This is a genomic window from Thiohalophilus sp., assembly GCF_046483665.1.
Classification (GTDB): Bacteria; Pseudomonadota; Gammaproteobacteria; order UBA6429; family Thiohalophilaceae; genus Thiohalophilus.
In genome coordinates, this window is sequence record NZ_JAWOCR010000046.1 from 52,886 (window position 1) to 74,460 (window position 21,575).

Here is a 21,575-nt window from a genome sequence, read left to right on the forward strand (position 1 = left end):
GGACAGCGGGTTAAGACGAGCTTTGAGAGCAGGGACTAGGACCTAAAACGTCGTTTTATTCCAGCCCCACATGGCGCGTGGTGCGTCGGCGAATTCGATGTAGACCCGATCGGGATCGATGCCCAGCTGTTCCAGGATGAGGCCGCACAGGGCTTCGGACAGGGCCGGGGTTTTATCCTGTGGCAGGCCGATACTCTTGAGTTCCAGGTAAGCGAGGGGAGCAGTGCTGCCACCAAAGGACATGGGGGTCGGTGGCTCCAGGACTACCATCACATAGCGCTCGGGTTTGCCCAGCTGCCCGGCCACCAGGGCGGAAGCCGCTGTGACCAGCTGTTCGGCCCGCGCCGGTTCGACGGCTTGATTGCTCTGGATCTTGAGAAGCGGCATCTCCGGGTTCCGTTCCGTCGGTCAGTCGCAGAAGTCCTGAATCGCCTGTTTGGCTTCATCGACCTTCTGTTGACGTTCATCGTCACTGATTCGTACTACCTCACCTTCTTCATTGCGAATACGGCGATAGACGGTGTAAATCTCCAGGTTCTTTTTCGCAGCTTTGCAGTTTTCCTTGCGCATCTGTTCGGCCTGTTGCTGCTCACGGGCGACAGTGTCATTCTCTTCTTCATCCTGTTGCGGACGGGGCGACGGGCGGCTGCTGGCCGCCGGCGCGGAGTCGCTGCCGGGCCGGGCATGGGATGAGATGTTACTCATAACCTCGTAGGGGATATCAAGATTTTCGGGCGGATTCTGGGAATAGACCGTGTTGCCCGACTCGTCCTGATACTTGTACGTGGCAGCCAGCGCCATCGGGGTTGCCAGGGCGAGTAGCAGAAGCAGAGCGAAAAGTTGATTGATTGTTTTCATGACCATATTTTGCACAGATTGTAATTAAGTCGTAGTAAGGCCTCTCTCAGGAGGGTTTTCGCACGTCGCGTCCGCCGGGTCAAGGTACTGTTGCCAACAACCACGACGGGAGCCCGGAAATTATATCGCGACGGCAGGTTTTGTCGGCTTTCTGTCGACATTCCGTGTATTTATACTGTGTTACTGATTATAATGGTCGTTTCTACCCGTTGCGACGGGTATTTTTTTCGCAACGATGCGACATTTCTGGAACGTATCTGGGAGTAAACAACGTGAAACTCAGTGGAGCCGAAATCGTAGTCCAGTTCCTGAAGGACGAGGGCGTTGAATACGTCTTCGGCTATCCGGGCGGCGCGGTTCTGCACATCTATGACGCCCTGTTCAACCAGGAAGACGTCAAACACATTCTGGTTCGCCATGAACAGGGAGCAACCCATTCGGCTGACGGCTATGCCCGCGCCACCGGCAAGCCAGGTGTGGTGCTGGTGACCTCTGGCCCGGGGGCGACCAATGCCGTGACCGGCATAGCCACTGCCTACATGGATTCGATTCCCATGGTGATCATCACCGGTCAGGTGGCGACCCATTATATTGGCAGTGACGCCTTCCAGGAAGTCGATGCCGTCGGCATTACCCGTCCCTGCGTGAAGCATAATTTTCTGGTGAAACGGGCCGAGGATCTGGGCGAGACCCTGCGCAAGGCCTTTCATGTCGCCACCACCGGCCGGCCTGGCCCGGTGGTGGTCGATATCCCCAAGGACACAACGGATCCGAACATCAAGATCGACTACGAATATCCGGACAAGGTGGAGATGCGTTCCTACCAGCCGGTGGTCAAGGCCCACCCTGGCGAAATCAGCCGCGCGCTGGATCTGATTCTCTCGGCACGCCGGCCGATGATTTACACCGGCGGCGGGGTGGTGCTGAGCAATGCCGATGCCGAGCTGACCGAATTCACCCGCACGCTGGGCTACCCCATTACCCAGACCCTGATGGGCCTGGGTGCCTATCCGGCCAGTGACAAACAGCACCTGGGCATGCTTGGCATGCACGGCACCTACGAGGCCAATATGGCCATGCACGAGTGCGATGTGCTAATTGCTATCGGCGCGCGTTTCGATGACCGGGTCACCGGTGACGTCAAACAGTTCTGTCCCGATGCGAAGATCATTCACGTGGATATCGATCCCTCGTCGATTTCCAAGAACGTGCGTGTGGATGTGCCTATTGTCGGTGATATCAGGCATGTTCTGTCGGATATGAACAAGGCGATCAAGGCCTCGAAGAAAAAACCGGATGCCAAATTGCTGGATCAGTGGTGGCAGCAGATTGAGACCTGGAAGAGCAAAAATTGCCTGCGCTATGATCGCAACAGCGCGCTGATCAAGCCGCAGTTCGTGATCGAAAAGCTGCACGAGGTGACCGGCGGTGACGCATATGTGACCTCCGACGTGGGTCAGCACCAGATGTTTGCCGCCCAGTTCTATCCCTTTGACAAGCCGCGGCGCTGGATCAACTCCGGTGGACTGGGCACCATGGGCTTCGGCCTGCCGTCCGCGCTGGGTGTGCAGCTGGCCTATCCCGAGTCGCAGGTGGCCTGTGTGACCGGCGAGGCCAGTATCCAGATGTGTATCCAGGAGCTGTCCACGGCTCTGCAATATATGCTGCCGGTCAAGATCGTCAACCTGAACAACCGTTACATGGGCATGGTGCGCCAGTGGCAGGAGTTCTTCTACGACAGCCGTTATTCCCATTCCTATCTGGATGCGCTGCCCGATTTTGTCAAACTGGCGGAAAGTTACGGTCATGTTGGTATGCGCATTGATCAGCCAGGTGATGTTGAAGGGGCCTTAAAAGAAGCCTTCGCCATGAAGGATCGGCTGGTGTTCATGGACTTCATCACCGATCAGACCGAAAACGTCTATCCGATGATTGCCGCCGGCAAGGGTCATCATGAGATGCACCTGTCGCCGGAAAGAGAGCTGGCCTGATGCGACACATTATTTCTCTGTTAATGGAAAACGAAGCCGGTGCCCTGTCCCGGGTGGCAGGGCTGTTCTCGGCGCGCGGTTACAACATCGAATCACTGACGGTGGCGCCCACCGAAGACCCCTCTCTGTCACGTATGACCGTAGTGACCAGCGGCTCGGAAGAAATTATCGAACAGATCTTCAAGCAGCTGAACAAGCTGGTCGATATAGTCAGGCTGGCGGATATTTCCGAGGGCAACCATATTGAACGGGAACTGATGATGGTCAAGGTCTCGACCCCTTCGGATCATGAGCGGGCGGAACTCAAGCGCATGGCCGATATTTTCCGGGGCCGGATTCTGGATGTGACTGATGAAACCTACATCATCGAGTTGACCGGTAACGGATCCAAGCTGGATGCCTTTTTAAGTGCCGTCGATGCGAATCTGATCATCGAAACGGTTCGTTCCGGTGCCACCGGTATCTCGCGTGGCAGCCGGGCAATTCGTGTTTAATCTTCAATTAATTAAAAACTGGATTGGCAGGTATTACGTATGAATATCTATTATGACAAAGATTGCGATCTTTCCATCATCAAGAGCAAAAAGGTAGCCATCATCGGTTACGGTTCCCAGGGCCATGCCCACGCTAACAATCTGAAGGATTCCGGCGTCGATGTTACTGTCGGGTTGCGTGAAAGTTCGGCTTCCGCCAAAAAGGCGCAGGAGGCCGGTCTGAGCGTCAAGAATGTGCCCGATGCCGTGGCCGGTGCCGATGTGATCATGGTGCTGACGCCGGATGAGTACCAGGCCCGGATTTACACGAACGATATTGAGCCGAATCTGAAAAAGGGCGCTACCCTGGCTTTTGCTCACGGTTTCAGTATTCACTATAACCAGGTGGTTCCGCGTGACGATCTGGATGTGATTATGATTGCGCCCAAAGCCCCGGGCCATACCGTGCGCAGCGAATTTGTGCGTGGCGGCGGGATCCCCGATCTGGTTGCGATATTCCAGGACGCCTCCGGCAAGGCTAAAGAGACCGCCATGTCCTATGCCTCGGCGATTGGCGGCGGCCGGACCGGCATCATCGAAACCAGCTTCAAGGACGAGACGGAAACCGATCTTTTCGGTGAGCAGGCCGTGCTGTGCGTGGGTGCCGTCGAGCTGGTCAAGGCCGGGTTTGAAACCCTGGTGGAAGCCGGCTATGCCCCGGAGATGGCTTACTTTGAATGTTTGCACGAACTGAAGCTGATCGTCGATCTGATGTATGAAGGCGGTATCGCCAACATGAACTACTCCATCTCCAATAACGCCGAGTATGGTGAGTACGTCACCGGTGCGAAGGTGATCAACGAGGAGAGCCGCTGGGCGATGAAAGAGGCCCTGCACAATATCCAGACCGGTGAGTACGCCAAGAAGTTTATCCTCGAAGGTATGACCAACTATCCGGAAATGACCGCCATGCGCCGGCTCAACGCCGAACATCCGATCGAACAGGTCGGCGAGAAGCTGCGCGATATGATGCCCTGGATCAAGGCCAATGCCCTGGTCGACAAGAGCAAAAACTGAGCGCATCACATTCCGCTTGATAAAAAGGCCGGTTGAAAAACCGGTCTTTTGCATTGGGCTCGCTGAAATTTCGTTGCCCGGGACTCTGCAGGGGGTGAATGATTACGTTATGATCAGTTCCCCTGTTTTAACGAGCGTTTGATTTGATGAACAAAGAATCCCGGACTGAACAGCATCGCCGCGGCATCTATCTGTTGCCCAACCTGTTTACGACCGCAGCCCTGTTCTCCGGGTTTTACGCGATTGTGGCGGCCATGCACGGCCGATTCGAGCCGGCCGCGATTGCCATTTTTGTAGCTATGTTGCTGGACGGGATCGACGGGCGGGTGGCGCGACTGACCAACACCCAGAGCGATTTCGGCGCCGAGTATGACAGTCTGTCGGACATGGTTTCCTTCGGCCTGGCGCCGGCGCTGGTGATCTATGAATGGGCCCTGTCGGATCTGGGCAAGCTCGGCTGGCTGGCGGCCTTTATCTATACTGCGACGGCGGCGCTGCGCCTGGCCCGTTTCAATACCCAGGTGGAGCATGCCGACAAGCGTTATTTTCAGGGGCTGGCCAGTCCCTCGGCGGCGGCGATCATCGCCGGCGGCGTCTGGGTGGGCGAGCACTACACCATTTTTCCCGGCCAGTTCGCTTATCTGGTCTGGGCAATCACGGTGCTGGTGGGCCTGCTGATGGTCAGCAATGTCCGCTATTACAGCTTCAAGACTTTCAATTTGCGTAACCGGGTGCCGTTTGTCGCCATTCTGGTTATTGTACTGGTGCTGGTGCTGGTGTCGGCCAATCCGCCGGTGGTGCTGTTCAGCGTATTTGCGGCTTACGCTTTATCGGGGCCGGTATTGACCCTGATCCAGTTGCGCCAGCGTCGCGCCGAGCGGGATAGGGCTCATCGCCACGAGGAGTCGTAACAGGGCTTGGAAAATGCTGGAACAGACGTTATATTTAATTTAAATGATTGAGCGAAATACCCGGACAATGACGAACCCGAACCACAGCGACATCTCTGTCACTGCTTCCCCGATGCAGGGTCTGCCCCTGTTTGTCCGGTTAACCTCCCTGGATGCTCTCCTGAGCCTGCGACTGCTGCCCTGAGGGGCAAATAACGCAGACGATGCGCCGGGCTGGGCGCCAGAACCTCACAGCCCAACAAGCAAGCACAGAATTTTCAGGTTAACTGCCAACCCATGTCATAATGGGTTATCAGGAGAGAGACAATGAGTGATGACAGATTAATCATATTCGATACCACCTTGCGCGACGGCGAGCAGAGTCCCGGGGCCTCCATGACCAAGGAGGAGAAGATCCGGATCGCCCGCGCTCTGGAACGCATGCGAGTGGATGTGATCGAGGCCGGGTTTCCTGTGGCCAGTATCGGCGACTTCGATGCCGTGCGCGCGGTGGCGCGCAGTATCAAGGACAGTACCGTGTGCGGGTTGTCCCGCGCGCTGGACAAGGACATTGATCGCGCCGGTGAGGCATTAAAAGAAGCCAATAGCGCCCGCATTCATACCTTTATTGCCACTTCACCAATACATATGAAGATGAAGCTGCGCATGGAACCCGACCAGGTGGTCGAGCAGGCGGTGCGCGCGGTCAAGCGCGCGCGCCAGTACACCGATAATGTCGAGTTTTCGGCCGAGGACGCGGGGCGTTCCGAGCTGGATTTTCTGTGCCGCATAGTCGAACAGGTGATCGAGGCCGGCGCCACCACCATCAATATTCCCGATACCGTCGGCTATAATGTGCCGCAGCAGTTCGGCGAGACGATTCGCAATCTGATTGAACGGGTCCCCAACTCGGACAAGGCGATCTTTTCCGTACACTGTCATAACGATCTGGGACTGGCTGTGGCCAACTCCCTCTCCGCGGTATTGAACGGCGCCCGCCAGGTCGAGTGCACGATCAATGGGCTGGGCGAGCGGGCCGGTAACGCCTCGCTGGAGGAGATCGTCATGACGGTCAAAACACGCCAGGACATTTTCCCCTGCAGTGTCGATCATCTCGATACCCGCGAGATCGTCCCGACCTCCAAGCTGGTGTCAGGTATTACCGGTTTTGCCGTACAGCCCAACAAGGCGATTGTCGGCGCCAACGCCTTTGCCCATGAATCGGGCATCCATCAGGATGGCGTACTCAAAAGCCGTGAGACCTACGAGATCATGAGCGCCGAGGATGTTGGCTGGTCGGCCAATCGGATGGTGCTGGGCAAGCACTCGGGGCGCAACGCGTTTCGTTCGCGGCTCAAGGAGCTGGGGGTGGAGTTCGCTTCCGAGGATGAGTTGAATGAGGCCTTTGCCCGTTTCAAGAACCTCGCCGACAAGAAACATGAAATCTTCGATGAGGACTTGCAGGCGCTGGTGACCGAAACCGGCATCTCTGCCGAGAACGAGCACATTCATCTGGTGGCCATGCGGGTCTGCTCTGAAACCGGCGAAACCCCGCACGCCAACGTTACCCTCAACGTGGATGGTCAGGAACAGCAAGCCGAAGCCGACGGTGGCGGACCGGTGGATGCGGCGTTTCGGGCCATCGAGCAGGTGATCCATAGCGGCAGCGAGTTGCTGCTCTATTCGGTGAATAACATCACCAGCGGCACCGACGCCCAGGGCGAGGTCACCGTGCGCATGGAAAAGGGCGGACGCATCGTCAACGGCCAGGGCGCTGATACCGACATCGTCATTGCCTCGGCCAAGGCCTACATCAACGCCCTGAACAAGATCGTCTCCCCGGTCGAGCGGGAACATCCGCAGGCCGCGGATGTGTAACACATCCGCGGCCAGGGACGAGGTACGAGTGACGAGTGACGAGGGATGAGGAAAAGCGTTAACCACCAAGCGCCAGGACACCAAGAATGCACAATTATTTTCTTCGTACCTTGGTGTTGTCTTGATGATGAGTTTTTAAGCTGTTTTCCTCGTCACTCGTACCTCCGTCATTCGTCTCTTTTCTGTCGAAAGCGGTGAACTGGCCCATGACATCAGGAAAATACAATGAATTCCCTGGTGTCTTTGTGTCTTGGTGGTGAGTTTTTAAGCTGTTTTCCTCGTCACTCGTCACTCGTCACTCGTCACTCGTCCCTCGTCCCTTTTCTTTCAGAGATGGTAAACTCTGACCATGTCACCGGTTTTTGAACAACAACGCCGTTATCTGGACGCGATGGGCATCGATGTCTGGGTGCGGCGCGATCTGGCGCTGCCGGAAGCGGTGGACTTGCAAGTCGTGTCGGCCGGAGCCGAGGCCGGGGAGGTGCCGGAGCCGGCGATACCACCGCTGACCCCGGGCGAGGACTTGCCGCAGATCGGCGATCTGGACCGGGAGGCGCTGCGTCAGCGGGTGGCGGCCTGTCAGTATTGCGACGAGCTTTGCCGGACCCGGACCCGGACCGTGTTCGGGGTGGGCAATGAACAGGCGCGCTGGCTGATTATCGGCGAGGCCCCCGGGGTCGAGGAAGATCGCCAGGGCGAACCGTTCGTTGGCCGGGCCGGCAAGTTGCTCAATGCCATGCTACAGGCGGTGGGGCTGTCCCGTGAGCAGGTGTATATCGCCAATATTCTCAAGTGCCGGCCGCCGAATAACCGGGATCCCAGTCCCGAAGAGGCCGCTCGCTGTTTCCCCTATCTGCGTCGCCAGATCGAACTCATTCAACCGGATTTAATCATTGCCCTCGGCCGTATTGCCGCTCAGCGGCTGCTCGAGTGCAACACGCCCCTGAACCGGTTACGGGGCAGTGTGCATCAGCTGGAATCGACCGGGACGCCGGTCATCGTCACCTACCATCCGGCCTATCTGTTGCGCAGCCCGGCGGACAAGCGCAAGGCGTGGGAAGATTTGCTGTTCGCCCATTCCCTGACAGCTGGCGAATAACCGTTATACTTGTCAGGTATGAGCGCAGTTTTCAAACAGGTAGCTGACGGTATCCGTGCCATGACGCCAGCGGATCTGAATGAGGTCATGGCGATCGAGGAAGCGATCTATACCTTTCCCTGGACCCGGGGGATATTTCGCGATTGTCTGGCCGTTGGCTATCCCTGTCGGGTTTTGCAAATCGAAGGCCGGCTGCGAGCCTATGCAATTCTTTCCCTCGCCGCCGGCGAAGCCCATATCCTGACTCTGTGCGTCGATCCCGACTCCCGCCGCCAGGGTTATGGAGAACGGATGCTTGGCGATATATTGCAACTGGCCCGGGAGCGTTACGCCGCCTCGGTTTATCTGGAAGTTCGCCCTTCCAATCAGGTTGCCATTCGTCTGTATGAGAAAACCGGCTTTCAGGAGATTGGTATTCGCCCCGGCTATTATCCCGATGCGTTCGGCCGGGAAGATGCTCTGGTAATGGCGCTGTCACTCGACAACTGATTCCTTTTTCTTAACGGACAGGTTTTTATGAATTCAGACACGTTGATCTCGCTGGTCCGTAGCGCCGCGCGCGAGGAACTGGTGCCGCGTTTTACGCACGTCAAACGCGGAATCAAGGCCGATGGTACTGTTCTGACCGAGGCTGATCTCGCCATGCAGCAGCGTGTCGCCAACGAATTGAACCGCCTCGAGCCCGATATTCTCTTCCTGGGGGAGGAGATGCCCGCCGAAGAACAACAGGCTTTGTTGCAAAGCGGCAAACCATTGTGGGTGCTGGACCCGCTGGACGGCACCAGTAATTATGCCTCGGGCATCCCCTGTTTTTCGGTATCACTGGCGTTGATCGAATCAGGCAAGTTGAAATTCGGGATGGTTTACGATCCCATGCGTGACGAATGCTTTACCGCGCAACAGGGCCAGGGCGCCTGGCTCAATGGCGGGCGGCTCGTACCCTTCGATACCGGATTGAAGTTGAAACAAAGTACCGGACTCATTGACTTCAAACGGCTGGCCCCGGCGCTGGCAACCCGACTGGTCACCGGGATGCCTTATTCATCGCAGCGCAGTTTCGGCTCGGTGGCGCTGGACTGGTGCTGGATTGCCATTGGCCGCAGCCATGTTTATCTGCATGGGAAACAGAATCTGTGGGATTACGCCGCCGGGCACCTGATTCTGGCCGAGGTCGGGGGACAGTCATGTACCCTGGAGGGCGAGGCAGTGTTTAACAACACGCTGCAACCGCGCTCGGCGGTGGCCGCACTGGATCCCGGCCTGTTTGCCGCCTGGACCGACTGGCTGGGAATCCCGCGGTGAGAGGGCTGCACGGGAGAGACCATCGATATCTCCTTGCCAACGTCAGGGGTGATCGGCTGGTCGGCACAGTTCGGCGCAAGAGCGTGTCACGGATCGTGTTGCAAGTCCCCTTCGACTGTTATAGTCGGCACAGGTTAAACATAACCCTTGCCGGTATCGGCGTTTGACCAGCAGGAGAACACAATGTCATATCTATGGATGAATGTTTTCAAGGGACTTGCCACGGTACTTCCGGTCGCCCTGACCGTTTATCTGATTTACTGGCTTGGTCTGAATATTGAAAAGGGGCTGCACCCGGTTATCACCTCGATGGTACCGGAAGAGTACTATATCCCCGGAATGGGGCTGGCAGCCGGAGTGGTGCTGTTGTTTTTCCTGGGGCTGGCGGTCAATGCCTGGATCGTGCGCCAGTTGATCTGGGTCGTGGAGAAGCTGCTGGAGCGAATTCCGCTGGTCAAGTCGATTTACGGCTCACTGCACGATTTCATGGATTATTTTGCCGCTGGCAAGAGCCGCGGCGGACTCAAGCAGGTGGTGCTGGTGAGCTTTGGCGAGGCCCGGCTGATCGGTTTTTTGACGCGTGAACGGATTGAGGATATTCCCGGTCTGGCAGCAGGACAGAACGATGATATTGTCGCTGTATATATGCCGCTGAGTTACCAGATCGGGGGCTTTACTCTCTATATCCCCCGCTCGCAAATTGAACCCATCAATATATCGATGGAGGACGCCATGCGCCGGGTGCTCACCGCCGAACTGTCCAAATCGGCTTCGGGAGACAGGAAACGACCTGTGAAATAACCCTCCTCCGCACCTTCCCTAACGGTGTGGGAGAGGCTTCTTACCCTGCACAGTGGCGCGGCTTTTTTGTACAATGGCGCTCTTTTTACAGCTGGACCCCTCATGAGTCGTTATCTCGAAGAAACCCATCGCCGGCGCACTTTTGCGATTATCTCTCATCCCGATGCCGGGAAAACCACCGTGACAGAAAAACTGCTGTTATTCGGCCGTGCCATCCAGCAAGCCGGGACGGTCAAGGGGCGCAAATCCGATCGCCATGCGACATCCGACTGGATGGCGCTGGAGAAGCAGCGCGGTATATCGGTTACCTCGGCCGTCATGCAATTTCCCTACAGCGATCAAATCATCAACCTCCTGGATACGCCGGGTCATGAGGACTTTTCTGAAGATACCTACCGCGTACTGACCGCGGTGGATTCGGCGCTGATGGTGATCGATAGTGCCAAGGGTGTCGAGGAGCGAACCATCAAGCTGATGGAAGTGTGCCGTCTGCGCGATACACCGATCCTGACTTTTATCAACAAGCTGGATCGTGAAGGGCGCGAACCCATCGAATTGCTGGATGAGGTGGAGAATGTACTGAATATTCAGTGTGCGCCGATTACCTGGCCGATCGGGATGGGCAAGGGATTCAAGGGCGTCTATCACCTCTACAACCAGAGTATTCATCTTTTCAGCGCCACCCATGGCGGGAAAATCCAGACCGGTGAAGCCATCCAGGGGCTGGATAACTCCCGACTCGACGATCTGCTCGGCAGCGCGGCCGATGAACTGCGCGAGGAAATAGAACTGGTACGCGGTGCCAGTCATGAATTTGATCTCGACACCTTTTTAGCCGGTAAGCAGAGCCCGGTATTTTTTGGTTCGGCGATCAATAACTTCGGTATCCAGGAGTTGCTGGACTATTTTGTCGAGATCGCCCCGCCCCCCCAGCCACACGAAACCCGTCAGCGGATTGTCGAGCCGGAAGAAGATAAGTTCTCCGGCTTCGTATTCAAGATTCAGGCGAATATGGATCCCCAGCACCGCGATAGGGTGGCCTTCCTGCGTGTCTGTTCCGGGACCTATGAAAAAGGGATGAAAGCCCGTCAGGTGCGCATCGGCAAAGACGTGAAGCTGGCCAATGCCATCACCTTCATGGCCAGCGAACGCGAGCATGTTGAAGTCGCCTATCCCGGGGATATTATTGGTCTGCATAATCATGGCACGATTCAGATCGGCGATACGTTCACCCAGGGTGAGGAACTCAAGTTCACCGGTATTCCCAACTTTGCCCCGGAACTGTTTCGGCGGGTACGCCTGCGCGATCCGATGAAAAACAAGGCGCTGCAAAAAGGCCTGGATCAATTGAGCGAAGAGGGTGCCTCGCAGGTGTTTCGTCCGCTCAATAACAACGACATCATCGTCGGCGCGGTGGGTGTGCTGCAGTTTGATGTGGTCGCCTTTCGCCTCAAAGAAGAATACAATGTGGAATGCACTTTCGAGGCGGTGAATGTCAATACGGCCCGCTGGGTCACCTGCGCCGATGAGAAGATTCTCAGCGAGTTTCGTAAAAAAGCGGCGGATAATCTGGCGCTGGATGCATCGGGCAGTCTGACCTACCTGGCGCCGACCCGGGTCAATCTGGACCTGACTATCGAGCGCTGGCCGGATATCGAGTTCCATGCCACCCGCGAGCATTAATCGGTAGTTGAAAAGCTACCTGCTGTGTTGCCGCTGGGGCATTAAAAATGCCCACAAAATGCGCACTTATTGCAGATAATACCCGCTTTTTTCGGCTATTTTTTGTCTTGCATCGGCTGCTTCGTCAACGTTTTCAACAGCCTGTGAACCTGCCCGGATGTAAAGCCCTTTACAAACCGGGCAGTGACCCGGTATCAATAGTGGATGCGAACCTTACTCAAGATCATTTTTCGCGCACTGCTCAGGTTGTTCTATCGGGTCGAGGTGCAGGGGCTGGAAAACCTGCAGCAGGCGGGTCCGCGTACCTTGTTGATAGCCAACCATACCTCCTTCCTCGACGGTCTGTTGCTGACAGTGTTTCTGCCGCGCGAGTTGAGCTTTGCCATCCATACCCGCATGGTTAATCAATGGTTTATACGTCCGTTTAAACCACTGGTGACACTGTTTGTGATGGATCCGACCAGACCGTTTTCCCTCAAATCGCTGATTCGCTATATGCAGGACGGTCACAGCGTGGTGCTATTCCCCGAGGGACGGATCACTGTGACCGGGGCGTTGATGAAGATATATCACGGCCCGGGGCTGGTGGCGGATAAGGTCGGTGCCGATGTATTGCCGGTGCGCATCAATGGTGCCCAGTATTCACCGTTCTCCCGCCTGCGCAAGCGGATCCGGGTCCGCTGGTTCCCGCGTATAACCCTGACCGTTCTGCCGCCGCGTCAGATCAAGGCGCCAGCCGAGGTGCGTGGGCGCGCGCGGCGCATCTATGCCGGCGAGCGACTGACCGACATTATGACCGAGATGATGTTTGCCACCAGCCATTATCGTTGCACGCTCTTCGAGGCTTTGCTGGATGCGCAGCGCATTCACGGAGCTCGGCACAAGATTGCCGAGGACTTCGAACGGATACCGATCAATTATCGCCAGCTGATCCGGCGAAGTTTTATCCTGGCCGACGTGCTGGCTACCCGAACCCGGCGCACAGAGAACGTCGGCATTCTGTTGCCCAATGCCACTGCGACACTGATCACTTTACTCGCGCTGCAGATCTATCGCCGGGTACCGGCACTGCTCAATTATTCTGATGGACTGAATAACCTGCTCGAAGCCTGTCGCATCGGGCGTATCAACACGATCTATACCTCGCGTCAGTTTGCCGATTATGCCCGGCTGCATGAATTGTTGAATGAACTGGGTCGGGAAGTGAAGGTAATTTATCTCGAAGAGGTGGTGCACGCGCTTCGCTGGCAGCATAAACTGCGCGGTATGTTCGCGGCCTGGTTCCCCCGTTCGGGGTACCGCGGTCGTGCTGATGAAGCCGGTCCGGATGATCCGGCGGTATTGCTGTTTACTCCCGGTGCCGAAGCCAAACCCACGGGGGTGATATTGTCCCACGCCAATCTGCTGGCCAATTGTTCACAGCTGGTCAGCCGCAGCGATTTCAGCTCGCGCGATGTGGTACTCAACACCATGCCCATGTCCCATGCTTTCGGACTGACCTGCGGCACGGTGTTGCCGGTGATCTCCGGAGTGCGCGTCTTTTTCTATCCCAACCCGCGACACTATCGCATCGTTCCCGAGATCGCCTATGACATCAACGCCACTATATTATTTGGTACTGACACGTTTCTGGCCGGCTATGCCCGCTTTGCTCATCCCTATGATTTTTACAGCATCCGTTATGTGTTCGCCGGGGCGGAGAAACTGCAGGAATCGACCCGTCGAGTGTGGAGCGAGCGATTCGGAGTACGTATTTTCGAAGGCTATGGTGCGACCGAAACCAGTTCGCTGATCGCCATCAACACCGCAATGGAAAATCGCCCCGGTACGGTTGGTCGGTTACTGCCGGGCATGGATTACCGATTGGTAGCGGAGCCGGGTATGGAAAGTGGCGAACGGCTGTGGGTGAAAGGGCCCAATGTGATGCTCGGTTACCTGCAACCCGAGCAGCCTGATACGCTGCAGCCACCGGCTACCGCCAGCGGGCCGGGGTGGTATGATACCGGCGATATCGTCAGTATGAATGAGCGGGGGTTTTTGACCATCATTGGCCGGGTCAGGCGTTTTGCCCGGGTCGATGGCGAGACGGTCTCGCTGGCACAGATGGAGGAATTCGTCAGTCGCGTCTGGCCGCATGCAATGCATGCGATTATCCATGTGCCCGATGCCGGGCAGGGTGAACAGCTGGTACTGTTCACGACCCGGGCGCAACCGCAACGCCGTGAGCTTCTTGAGGTCGCGCGTGAGCAGGGTATCCCCGTAGTCGGCCTGCCGCACAGGCTGGTCTCTGTACCGAAGCTGCCGCAACTGGGCAGCGGCAAGATCGATTATCGGCAATTGCAACGGCAATACGGTCAACCGCCAGAGGAATGATCGGTACCGGCAGGGCACGGGCCTTGCGGGAATAACAACAAACGCAAAACGAGACCGGCATGTGGAAACTGCTCACTGAAAAGAAAGTACTCTCCTGGGCGCTGTATGACTGGGCCAACTCGGCGTTTGCCGCAGTCATGCTGGCCAGTATTTTTCCGGTCTTTTTCAAAGAGTATCTGAGTGCCGGTCAACCGGTTACGACCAGTACGTTTCATCTCGGAATGGCCAACTCGATTGCCGGCGTTGTGATCGTGTTACTTGCTCCCATACTGGGTGCCATAGCGGATGCGGGGGAAGCCCGAAAACGCATGTTGCTCTCGTTTGCGGCACTGGGGATGATTATGACCGCCGCGCTCTACGGCGTAGAGCAGGGTGCCTGGCTGGCTGCGGCAACGTTGTATGCGTTGGGCGTGATCGGGTTTATGGGCAGCGTGATATTTTACGATGCCCTGATCGTCAAGGTGGCACGACCCGAGCATTATGATCTGGTCTCCGGGTATGGTTATTCTCTTGGCTATCTGGGTGGCGGGCTGTTATTGAGTTTCGATATTCTGCTGGCGCTGTACCCTGCCTGGTTCGGATTTTCCGACAGTAGTGAGGCGGTGCGTTTTGCCTTTATCACTGTCGCAATCTGGTGGGCAGTATTTACATTGCCGTTGGTCTTCAATGTTCCGGCAGACCGGGTCGGTATACGAGTTAGCCTTAAGCATGCTGTTACCGGCGGTTTTCGCAATCTGTATGAGACCTACCGGGATATCCGGCAATACAAGATGGTCTGGTTGTTTCTATTGTCCTACTGGCTCTATATAGACGGCGTTGACACGGTGGTGCGCATGGCGGTCGATTATGGGATGTCGATCGGATTTGACAGTAATGATCTCATTGTTGCGATACTGATTACCCAGTTTGTCGGGTTTCCCGCGGCGCTGCTGTTTGGTCTACTCGGCGAGCGGATCGGGGCCAAGGCCGGGATATTTATTGCTCTGTGCGTCTATTTGTTGGTTACTGTCTGGGCCTACTTCATGCAAGATGTCCAGGAGTTCTACATGATGGCGGTTGTTATTGGCCTCGTACAGGGCGGGGTGCAATCGCTAAGCCGTTCGTTGTATGCACGGATTATCCCACCCGACAAAGCGGGCCAGTTTTTCGGCTTTTATAACATGATGGGTAAATTTGCCGCGGTTATCGGCCCGGTGTTGATAGGCAGTGTGGCTTTTGTGACGGACAGCTCACGTCTGGGGATTCTTTCAGTGATTATTCTGTTCCTGGCAGGCGCCGTATTGCTGCTGAAGGTTGACGTCAAAGAGGGTGAGCGCATCGCCCGCCAATTATGAGATCATATGCCGATAGTTCAATCAAGCAGGTGACACAGTGGACGACGATAACAAACAGGCGCCGGGGTTATGGGACGTGGCCAAGAGTGTGATGGCAGCATTCCTCGGGGTGCAGAAAAGCAAGCATTACGAGCGGGACTTTACCCATGGCAAACCCTGGCAGTACATTACCCTCGGGCTTATTGGCGTGGTGATCTTTATTGCGGTAATCATCGGCGTGGTCAATCTGGTGCTGTCGCTGGCAGGGGTGTAAATAAGTTCTTAGTACTAAGTACTCAGCACTCAGTACTCGATATATCTTCCGGGTAATCCACATCCCGCAATACGCCGGGATCGTTGACTGAAACCAGTGTCAGGTGTTGCGGATTGGCGTTCACGATCGCGCGCGCGCCCTGGTCACCGTTCAGGGCGATCAGTTGTCTGACATAGGCACTGCCGAAACCAACCGGGTGGCCGCGGCGATCACCGTACAGCGGGGCAACGATATCGCGGGGCTGGCGCAATGCGCCGGCGACGGCGCGGATCGTTTGTTTGTCGATCCAGGGCATATCGCCCAGCATAATCAGCCAGCTCGAAGCTTCGTGCACGGCGCGTATTGCGCAGGCGAGACTGCTGCCCATTCCGTCTTCAGAGCGCGGATTGATCACCACCTGCATACCTTCCCGGGTCAACAATTCGGCGGTTGTGGGATCATCAGGACCGACCACGGCGACGCATTCGGCCAGCATGGTTGTCAAATTGCGGGCGCACTGCACTACCATCGGGGTTTGATCCGCCAGGGGATGTAATAATTTATTGCTGCCGAAGCGTTGACTCAGACCGGCGGCCAGCAGAATCCCGGTGGTGCTCATGCCACGTTGACGGCGTTGGGATTGCGTATCGCCGCAGTAGTCGAATTACGCAGGGCGGTGATTTCCGCCAGAATGGCCAGTGCGATCTCCGGCGGGGTATGACTGCCGATATCCAGCCCGACCGGCGCATGCAGACGGCGGATCTGGGTCTGGGACAATCCCAGTTCCGCCAGGCGTCGCCGCCGGGCATCGCAGTTGCGTTGTGAGCCGATGGCGCCGATATAGAAGGCGTCGGAGGTCAGCGCATCGAGTAATGCCATGTCGTCCAGTTTGGGATCGTGGGTGAGGGCGAGCACGATGCTACGGGCATGACCGGCGCATTCGCCGACGGCCTCGTCCGGCATGCTGCCGATGAGCTGCGTGCCGGGCAGTTGCCAGCCGGTGGCGTATTCCTCGCGCGGATCGCAAACGATGACCTGGTAGTCGAGCATCAGGGCCAGTTGCGAGACATACAGGGAGAGGTGGCCGGCGCCGATCAACAGCATTTGCCATTGGGGGCCGAAGACCTTGCTGACCGATTGCTCGCCATACGCAAATTCCTGGTCGGCCGTGGCCGGCGCCAGGGTGACTTCGCCGCTGGCGAGGTCCACCTGGCGGTTGACCAGTTCGCCCTGTTGCATGGCGTTCAGCAACGCTTGCAGTTGTTCCGGATCGGTCAACGCCTCCAGCAACAGCTCCAGCCGTCCACCGCAGGGCAGGCCGAAACGGGTGGCTTCCTGGCGGTCGACCCCGTAATCCAGACGGGCCGGCAACTGTTCGCTCAGCTCATTGCTGGAAAAACGGACCAGCAGGTCCTCTTCCACGCAACCGCCCGAAACCGAGCCGGCGTGTACCCCGTCCCGGCGCATGACCAGCAGCGAGCCGGGCGGGCGGGGCGAGGAGCCCCAGGTTTTCAATACGGTGACCAGCACCAGCGAGTGACCCTGTTGCAGCCACTGGTGGGCGGTACGGATCACTTCGCGGTCGGTTCCCCATGCTTCCATTGCCGCGTCACCTTCAGGCGGATAATGTCAGTGGCAGTCGTTGAGATGCCTGGCCGGTGAGGGCGATCTGGTCATCGACCACGGCCGGGTCGCCGACGCCGCCGGGCAGCCGGGGGGACTCGACAATATGCACTTCGACACCGGACACCTGATCGATGTTGGACATCTGAAAGTCGTGATAGCTACCCGGTATCAGCGCCCCCTTATCCCGCGTGATCTCACTGATCCGTACCGGCGCGAGGCCAAAGCCCATGCCGCCTTCCATCTGCGCCCGGATCACATCCGGCATAAATGCAATGCCGCAGCCATATCGGGTTTCGGTCAGCCCCTCTATGTCGCGCAGGGCCCGGAGCAGCGACATGTCGGCATTAATATCAAGAGAGTGGGTATCAGCATTGACGGAAAGTGTGAGCATGCAAGACTCCTTTCTTCATTGTATGAAGTCTTATTAGACTAGCATGTCTTCTGTGGATGTCACACCGGGCCTGGCATTCGCTATGTGTTATGTCGGGAGTTAACCACTAGCTATATTGAGGGATTAAAAAGTGCATTTGCTGAGCCGATAATGAGGCGGTGGGCAGGGTTTCGAGCAGGGATTAAACCGTTATTTTTGCTATTTTGTGCTCAGGGCTCTTGTAAAGTCGATATTTGGCCCAATATATTAAAAATGTGTAGTATTTCCGGTTCAACTTCGGTATATAATACACCTACGTTACATCTCTCTGGTTCTTGTCAGTATTTCTTACCAAGATAATACCTGTTGGAAACCTCGTAAGACGTGTATCGCATTTTATTAATAACTTTATGAATAGGTAAATTATCATGGTAACAGGAACCGTTAAGTGGTTTAACGAATCCAAGGGCTTCGGCTTTATTTCTCCTTCTGACGGCAGCAAAGACGTGTTTGTTCACTTCTCTGCAATTAGTGGTTCGGGCTTCAAGACCCTGACCGAAGGTCAGTCAGTGACTTTCAATGTCGAGAACGGCCAGAAGGGCCCGCAGGCGACAGATGTTCAGGCCTAAGCCTTAAAACATCTGCTGTCTCAAAAAAGCCCCGCGAGAAATCGCGGGGCTTTTTTTATGCGCTAACCGGGCGATAACTTCGGGTTAAAACTTAAAGCCGGGCGATCTTTTCCTTTTGGGATTTGAGCTGCTGCAAAGTGCTCTGGATATCCCTGAGCTTGTCGCGTTCTTTTTGTACTACCGTTTCGGGTGCCTTGTCGACGAAACCGGCATTACCGAGCTTGCCTTCGACACGTCTGGCATCGCTTTCCAGCTTGTCGAGCTCCTTGTTCAGGCGCGCCAGTTCGGTTTCCTTGTCAATCAGACCGGCCATGGGAATGAGTATCTGCATGTCACCCGCCAGAGCTGTGGCCGATTCCGGGGCCTCTTGCTCTTCTGACAACCACTCAATGGATTCGATCCTGGCCAGGTTCTGCAGATAATGCCGGTGACGCTCGACCCGTTCTTTATCCGCCTGACCGTAGTGTTGCAGGAACACCGGCAGCGGTTTGCCCGGTTTGATATCCATGCCACTGCGGATCTGGCGAATACCAATGATGAATTGTTTGATCCATTCCATCTCCTCGATCGCGGTGTTGTCAATCTTGTCCCGGTCCGCTTCGGGATAGGGCTGGGTCATGATAGTGTTGCCCTCCCTGGCAGCCAGGGGGGCGACTTTTTGCCAGATTTCCTCGGTAATGTAGGGCATGATGGGGTGGGCAAGGCGTAATACGGCTTCAAGCACCCTTACCAGGGTGCGGCGGGTACCGCGCCGGGCGGCATCCGAAGCGGAGTCACTCATTAATACCGGTTTGGACAGTTCCAGATACCAGTCGCAGTATTCGTTCCAGATAAATTCATACAGGGCACTGGCGGCGCGATCGAATCGGTACTCGCCGATCGCTTTGTTGATCTGCTGCTCGGTCTCCTGCAGGCGGCTGATAATCCACTGATCAGCGACGGATAACGCCACTTCACCCCCATCCTGCCCGCAATCCTGGCCCTCGGTGTTCATCAGAACATACCGGGCCGCGTTCCACAGCTTGTTGCAGAAATTACGGTAGCCTTCGATGCGGCCCATGTCGAAGTTGATATCCCGACCGGTCGAGGCCAGCGCGGCAAAGGTGAAGCGCAGGGCGTCGGTGCCGAAGGCGGGAATCCCGTCGGGGAAATCCTTGCGGGTCTGTTTGGCAATCTTCTCTGTCAGGTGCGGCTGCATCATGCCACGGGTACGTTTTTCCACCAGGGTTTCGAGTTCGATGCCGTCGATGAGATCGATGGGATCGAGCACGTTGCCCTTGGATTTTGACATCTTCTGGCCGTGGGCGTCGCGCACCAGCCCGTGGATATAGATTTCGCGAAACGGCACATCGTCCATGAACTTGAGCCCCATCATGATCATCCGCGCGACCCAGAAGAAAATGATGTCAAAGCCGGTGACCAGCACGCTGGTGGGGTAGAAGGTCCTCAGGCGTTCGGTCTGCTGCGGCCAGCCCAGGGTGGAAAAAGGCCACAGGGCGGAACTGAACCAGGTATCGAGCACATCCTCGTCTTGCTGCAGGGCGAGATCATCGGGCAGGTTGTGTTGCTGGCGGACTTCCTGTTCATCGCGACCGACATAAATATTGCCATCCTTGTCATACCAGGCCGGGATACGGTGTCCCCACCAGATCTGGCGGCTGATACACCAGTCCTCGATATTGCGCATCCACTCGAAATAGGTATTTTTCCAGTTATCCGGCACAAAGCGGATACGCCCGTCTTCCACCGCCTGGATAGCTGGCTCGGCCAGCGGTTTGATCTTGACGTACCACTGATCGGTCAAAAACGGTTCGATGACGGCGCCGGAACGATCGCCGCGCGGCACCATCAGTTTATGCGGCTCGATTTTCTCCAGCAGTTCCCGGGACTCGAGGTCGGCGACGATCTGTTTGCGTGCCTCGAAGCGATCCAGACCGATGTAGGCGGCGGGCAGCAGCTGGCCTTCGTCGGTAAGGTTCTCCCGCACGGCGGCGCTGTCGGTAAAGATATTGATCAGGCCGCCGTGGGGCTGCTCGGCAATGGGCGTTTCATCGCGATGGCGCTGCCAGACCTGGTAGTCGTTGAAATCGTGGGCGGCAGTTATTTTGACGCAACCGCTACCGAACTCGGGATCCACATATTCGTCGGCGATGATCGGAATGCGCCGGCCGGTCAGCGGCAGCTCGACAAATTCACCGAGCAGATGTTTATAGCGCTCGTCGCCGGGATGAATCGCCACGGCACAGTCGCCCAGCAGGGTTTCGGGGCGGGTGGTGGCGACGATCAAATGGCCGGTGCCGTTGGTCAACGGATAGCGCATGTGCCACAGATGGCCTTTTTCTTCTTCGGAGAGTACCTCGAGATCAGACACGGCGGTATGCAATACCGGATCCCAGTTGACCAGGCGCTTGCCGCGATAGATCAGGCCTTCTTCATACAGTCGGACGAAGACTTCCTTGACCGCGTCGGAGAGGCCGGCGTCCATGGTGAAGCGTTCGTGCTGCCAGTCGGGCGAGGCACCCATGCGGCGCAGCTGGCGGGTGATGGTCCCGCCGGACTCTTCCTTCCATTCCCAGATTTTTTCGATGAATTTCTCGCGCCCGATATCGTGGCGGGTCTGGCCTTCGGCATTGACGATCCGCTCGACCACCATCTGGGTGGCAATACCGGCGTGGTCGGTGCCCGGCTGCCACAGGGTATTGTCGCCTTTCATGCGATGATAGCGGGTCAGGGCATCCATGATGGTGTCCTGAAAAGCGTGGCCCATGTGCAGGCTGCCGGTGACATTGGGCGGGGGGATCATGATGCAGAAAGGCTCACCTTTGCCCGAGGGGGCGAAGTAGTCGTTCTGTTCCCAGCTGTCATACCAGCGCTGTTCGATCGCTTGCGGGTTATAAGTCTTGTCCACGGAACATCCGATTCGGTTGCTTGCCAGTGAGTTGAAGGTCACAAACCGGGC

20 protein-coding genes are annotated in these 21,575 nt (G+C 56.7%); 14 read left to right on the forward strand and 6 right to left on the reverse strand.

The window, feature by feature from the left end; translation table 11 throughout:
• Positions 1–42: 42 nt before the first annotated feature.
• Entirely contained in the window at positions 43–387 is a 345-nt protein-coding gene (locus R6U90_RS10395) for a phenylpyruvate tautomerase MIF-related protein (protein ID WP_410352623.1), read from the reverse strand.
• A gap of 21 nt (positions 388–408) precedes the next feature.
• Entirely contained in the window at positions 409–858 is a 450-nt protein-coding gene (locus tag R6U90_RS10400; protein WP_410352624.1) for a DUF4124 domain-containing protein, read from the reverse strand.
• 272 nt (positions 859–1,130) lie between these two features.
• Here R6U90_RS10400 and R6U90_RS10405 point away from each other — a divergent pair, with 272 nt between their 5' ends.
• From R6U90_RS10405 to R6U90_RS10465, 13 genes are all read left to right on the forward strand, one after another.
• Positions 1,131–2,849: an acetolactate synthase 3 large subunit gene (locus R6U90_RS10405; RefSeq protein WP_410352625.1), complete on the forward strand. Its 1,719-nt coding sequence runs from the start codon at positions 1,131–1,133 to the stop codon at positions 2,847–2,849.
• Positions 2,849–3,343, forward strand: coding sequence for an acetolactate synthase small subunit (gene ilvN / locus R6U90_RS10410; RefSeq protein ID WP_410352626.1), 495 nt, complete (start codon positions 2,849–2,851; stop codon positions 3,341–3,343). Before R6U90_RS10405 ends, ilvN begins: the two co-directional genes overlap by 1 nt.
• A 39-nt stretch (positions 3,344–3,382) precedes the next feature.
• The gene (gene ilvC / locus R6U90_RS10415; RefSeq protein WP_410352627.1) at positions 3,383–4,399 is read left to right on the forward strand and encodes a ketol-acid reductoisomerase; all 1,017 of its coding nucleotides are present in this window, start codon (positions 3,383–3,385) and stop codon (positions 4,397–4,399) included.
• 146 nt (positions 4,400–4,545) lie between these two features.
• Complete coding sequence (gene pssA / locus R6U90_RS10420; protein ID WP_410352628.1) at positions 4,546–5,310, forward strand: CDP-diacylglycerol--serine O-phosphatidyltransferase; 765 nt, start codon at positions 4,546–4,548, stop codon at positions 5,308–5,310.
• Positions 5,311–5,616: 306 nt separating this feature from the next.
• Positions 5,617–7,167 carry a 2-isopropylmalate synthase gene (locus R6U90_RS10425; RefSeq protein ID WP_410352629.1) on the forward strand — a complete coding sequence of 517 codons (1,551 nt, stop codon included), beginning with the start codon at positions 5,617–5,619 and terminating at the stop codon, positions 7,165–7,167.
• 349 nt (positions 7,168–7,516) lie between these two features.
• Positions 7,517–8,266 carry a uracil-DNA glycosylase family protein gene (locus R6U90_RS10430; protein WP_410352630.1) on the forward strand — a complete coding sequence of 250 codons (750 nt, stop codon included), beginning with the start codon at positions 7,517–7,519 and terminating at the stop codon, positions 8,264–8,266.
• Between the two features lie 18 nt (positions 8,267–8,284).
• Complete coding sequence (rimI, locus tag R6U90_RS10435; protein ID WP_410352631.1) at positions 8,285–8,755, forward strand: ribosomal protein S18-alanine N-acetyltransferase; 471 nt, start codon at positions 8,285–8,287, stop codon at positions 8,753–8,755.
• A gap of 27 nt (positions 8,756–8,782) precedes the next feature.
• Positions 8,783–9,568: an inositol monophosphatase family protein gene (locus tag R6U90_RS10440; RefSeq protein WP_410352632.1), complete on the forward strand. Its 786-nt coding sequence runs from the start codon at positions 8,783–8,785 to the stop codon at positions 9,566–9,568.
• A gap of 183 nt (positions 9,569–9,751) precedes the next feature.
• Positions 9,752–10,369: a DUF502 domain-containing protein gene (locus tag R6U90_RS10445; RefSeq protein WP_410352633.1), complete on the forward strand. Its 618-nt coding sequence runs from the start codon at positions 9,752–9,754 to the stop codon at positions 10,367–10,369.
• 102 nt (positions 10,370–10,471) lie between these two features.
• A complete protein-coding gene (locus tag R6U90_RS10450) occupies positions 10,472–12,052 on the forward strand; it encodes a peptide chain release factor 3 (RefSeq protein WP_410352634.1) in 1,581 nt (526 codons plus the stop codon).
• 204 nt (positions 12,053–12,256) lie between these two features.
• Positions 12,257–14,425 (forward strand): AMP-binding protein, encoded by a 2,169-nt coding sequence (locus R6U90_RS10455; RefSeq protein ID WP_410352635.1) that lies wholly within the window; start codon positions 12,257–12,259, stop codon positions 14,423–14,425.
• Positions 14,426–14,484: 59 nt separating this feature from the next.
• Positions 14,485–15,759, forward strand: coding sequence for an MFS transporter (locus R6U90_RS10460; RefSeq protein WP_410352636.1), 1,275 nt, complete (start codon positions 14,485–14,487; stop codon positions 15,757–15,759).
• A gap of 37 nt (positions 15,760–15,796) precedes the next feature.
• Complete coding sequence (locus tag R6U90_RS10465; protein ID WP_410352637.1) at positions 15,797–16,012, forward strand: DUF2970 domain-containing protein; 216 nt, start codon at positions 15,797–15,799, stop codon at positions 16,010–16,012.
• 22 nt (positions 16,013–16,034) lie between these two features.
• Here R6U90_RS10465 and R6U90_RS10470 read toward each other — a convergent pair whose 3' ends face one another.
• The 3 genes from R6U90_RS10470 to R6U90_RS10480 are packed head-to-tail and all read right to left on the reverse strand — an operon-like array spanning position 16,035 to position 18,008.
• A complete protein-coding gene (locus R6U90_RS10470) occupies positions 16,035–16,610 on the reverse strand; it encodes an NTP transferase domain-containing protein (RefSeq protein WP_410352638.1) in 576 nt (191 codons plus the stop codon).
• Positions 16,607–17,593: an XdhC family protein gene (locus R6U90_RS10475; RefSeq protein ID WP_410352639.1), complete on the reverse strand. Its 987-nt coding sequence runs from the start codon at positions 17,591–17,593 to the stop codon at positions 16,607–16,609. The genes R6U90_RS10470 and R6U90_RS10475 overlap by 4 nt, the downstream gene beginning before the upstream one ends.
• Before the next feature lie 13 nt (positions 17,594–17,606).
• A complete protein-coding gene (locus R6U90_RS10480; RefSeq protein WP_410352640.1) occupies positions 17,607–18,008 on the reverse strand; it encodes a hypothetical protein in 402 nt (133 codons plus the stop codon).
• A 407-nt stretch (positions 18,009–18,415) separates the two neighbouring features.
• Here R6U90_RS10480 and R6U90_RS10485 point away from each other — a divergent pair, with 407 nt between their 5' ends.
• On the forward strand, positions 18,416–18,616 hold the full coding sequence (locus tag R6U90_RS10485; protein ID WP_322566981.1) for a cold-shock protein: 201 nt from the start codon (positions 18,416–18,418) through the stop codon (positions 18,614–18,616).
• Positions 18,617–18,707: 91 nt separating this feature from the next.
• Here the strand turns inward: R6U90_RS10485 and R6U90_RS10490 are convergent, their stop codons facing one another.
• The gene (locus R6U90_RS10490) at positions 18,708–21,524 is read right to left on the reverse strand and encodes a valine--tRNA ligase (protein WP_410352641.1); all 2,817 of its coding nucleotides are present in this window, start codon (positions 21,522–21,524) and stop codon (positions 18,708–18,710) included.
• Between the last annotated feature and the right edge of the window lie 51 nt (positions 21,525–21,575).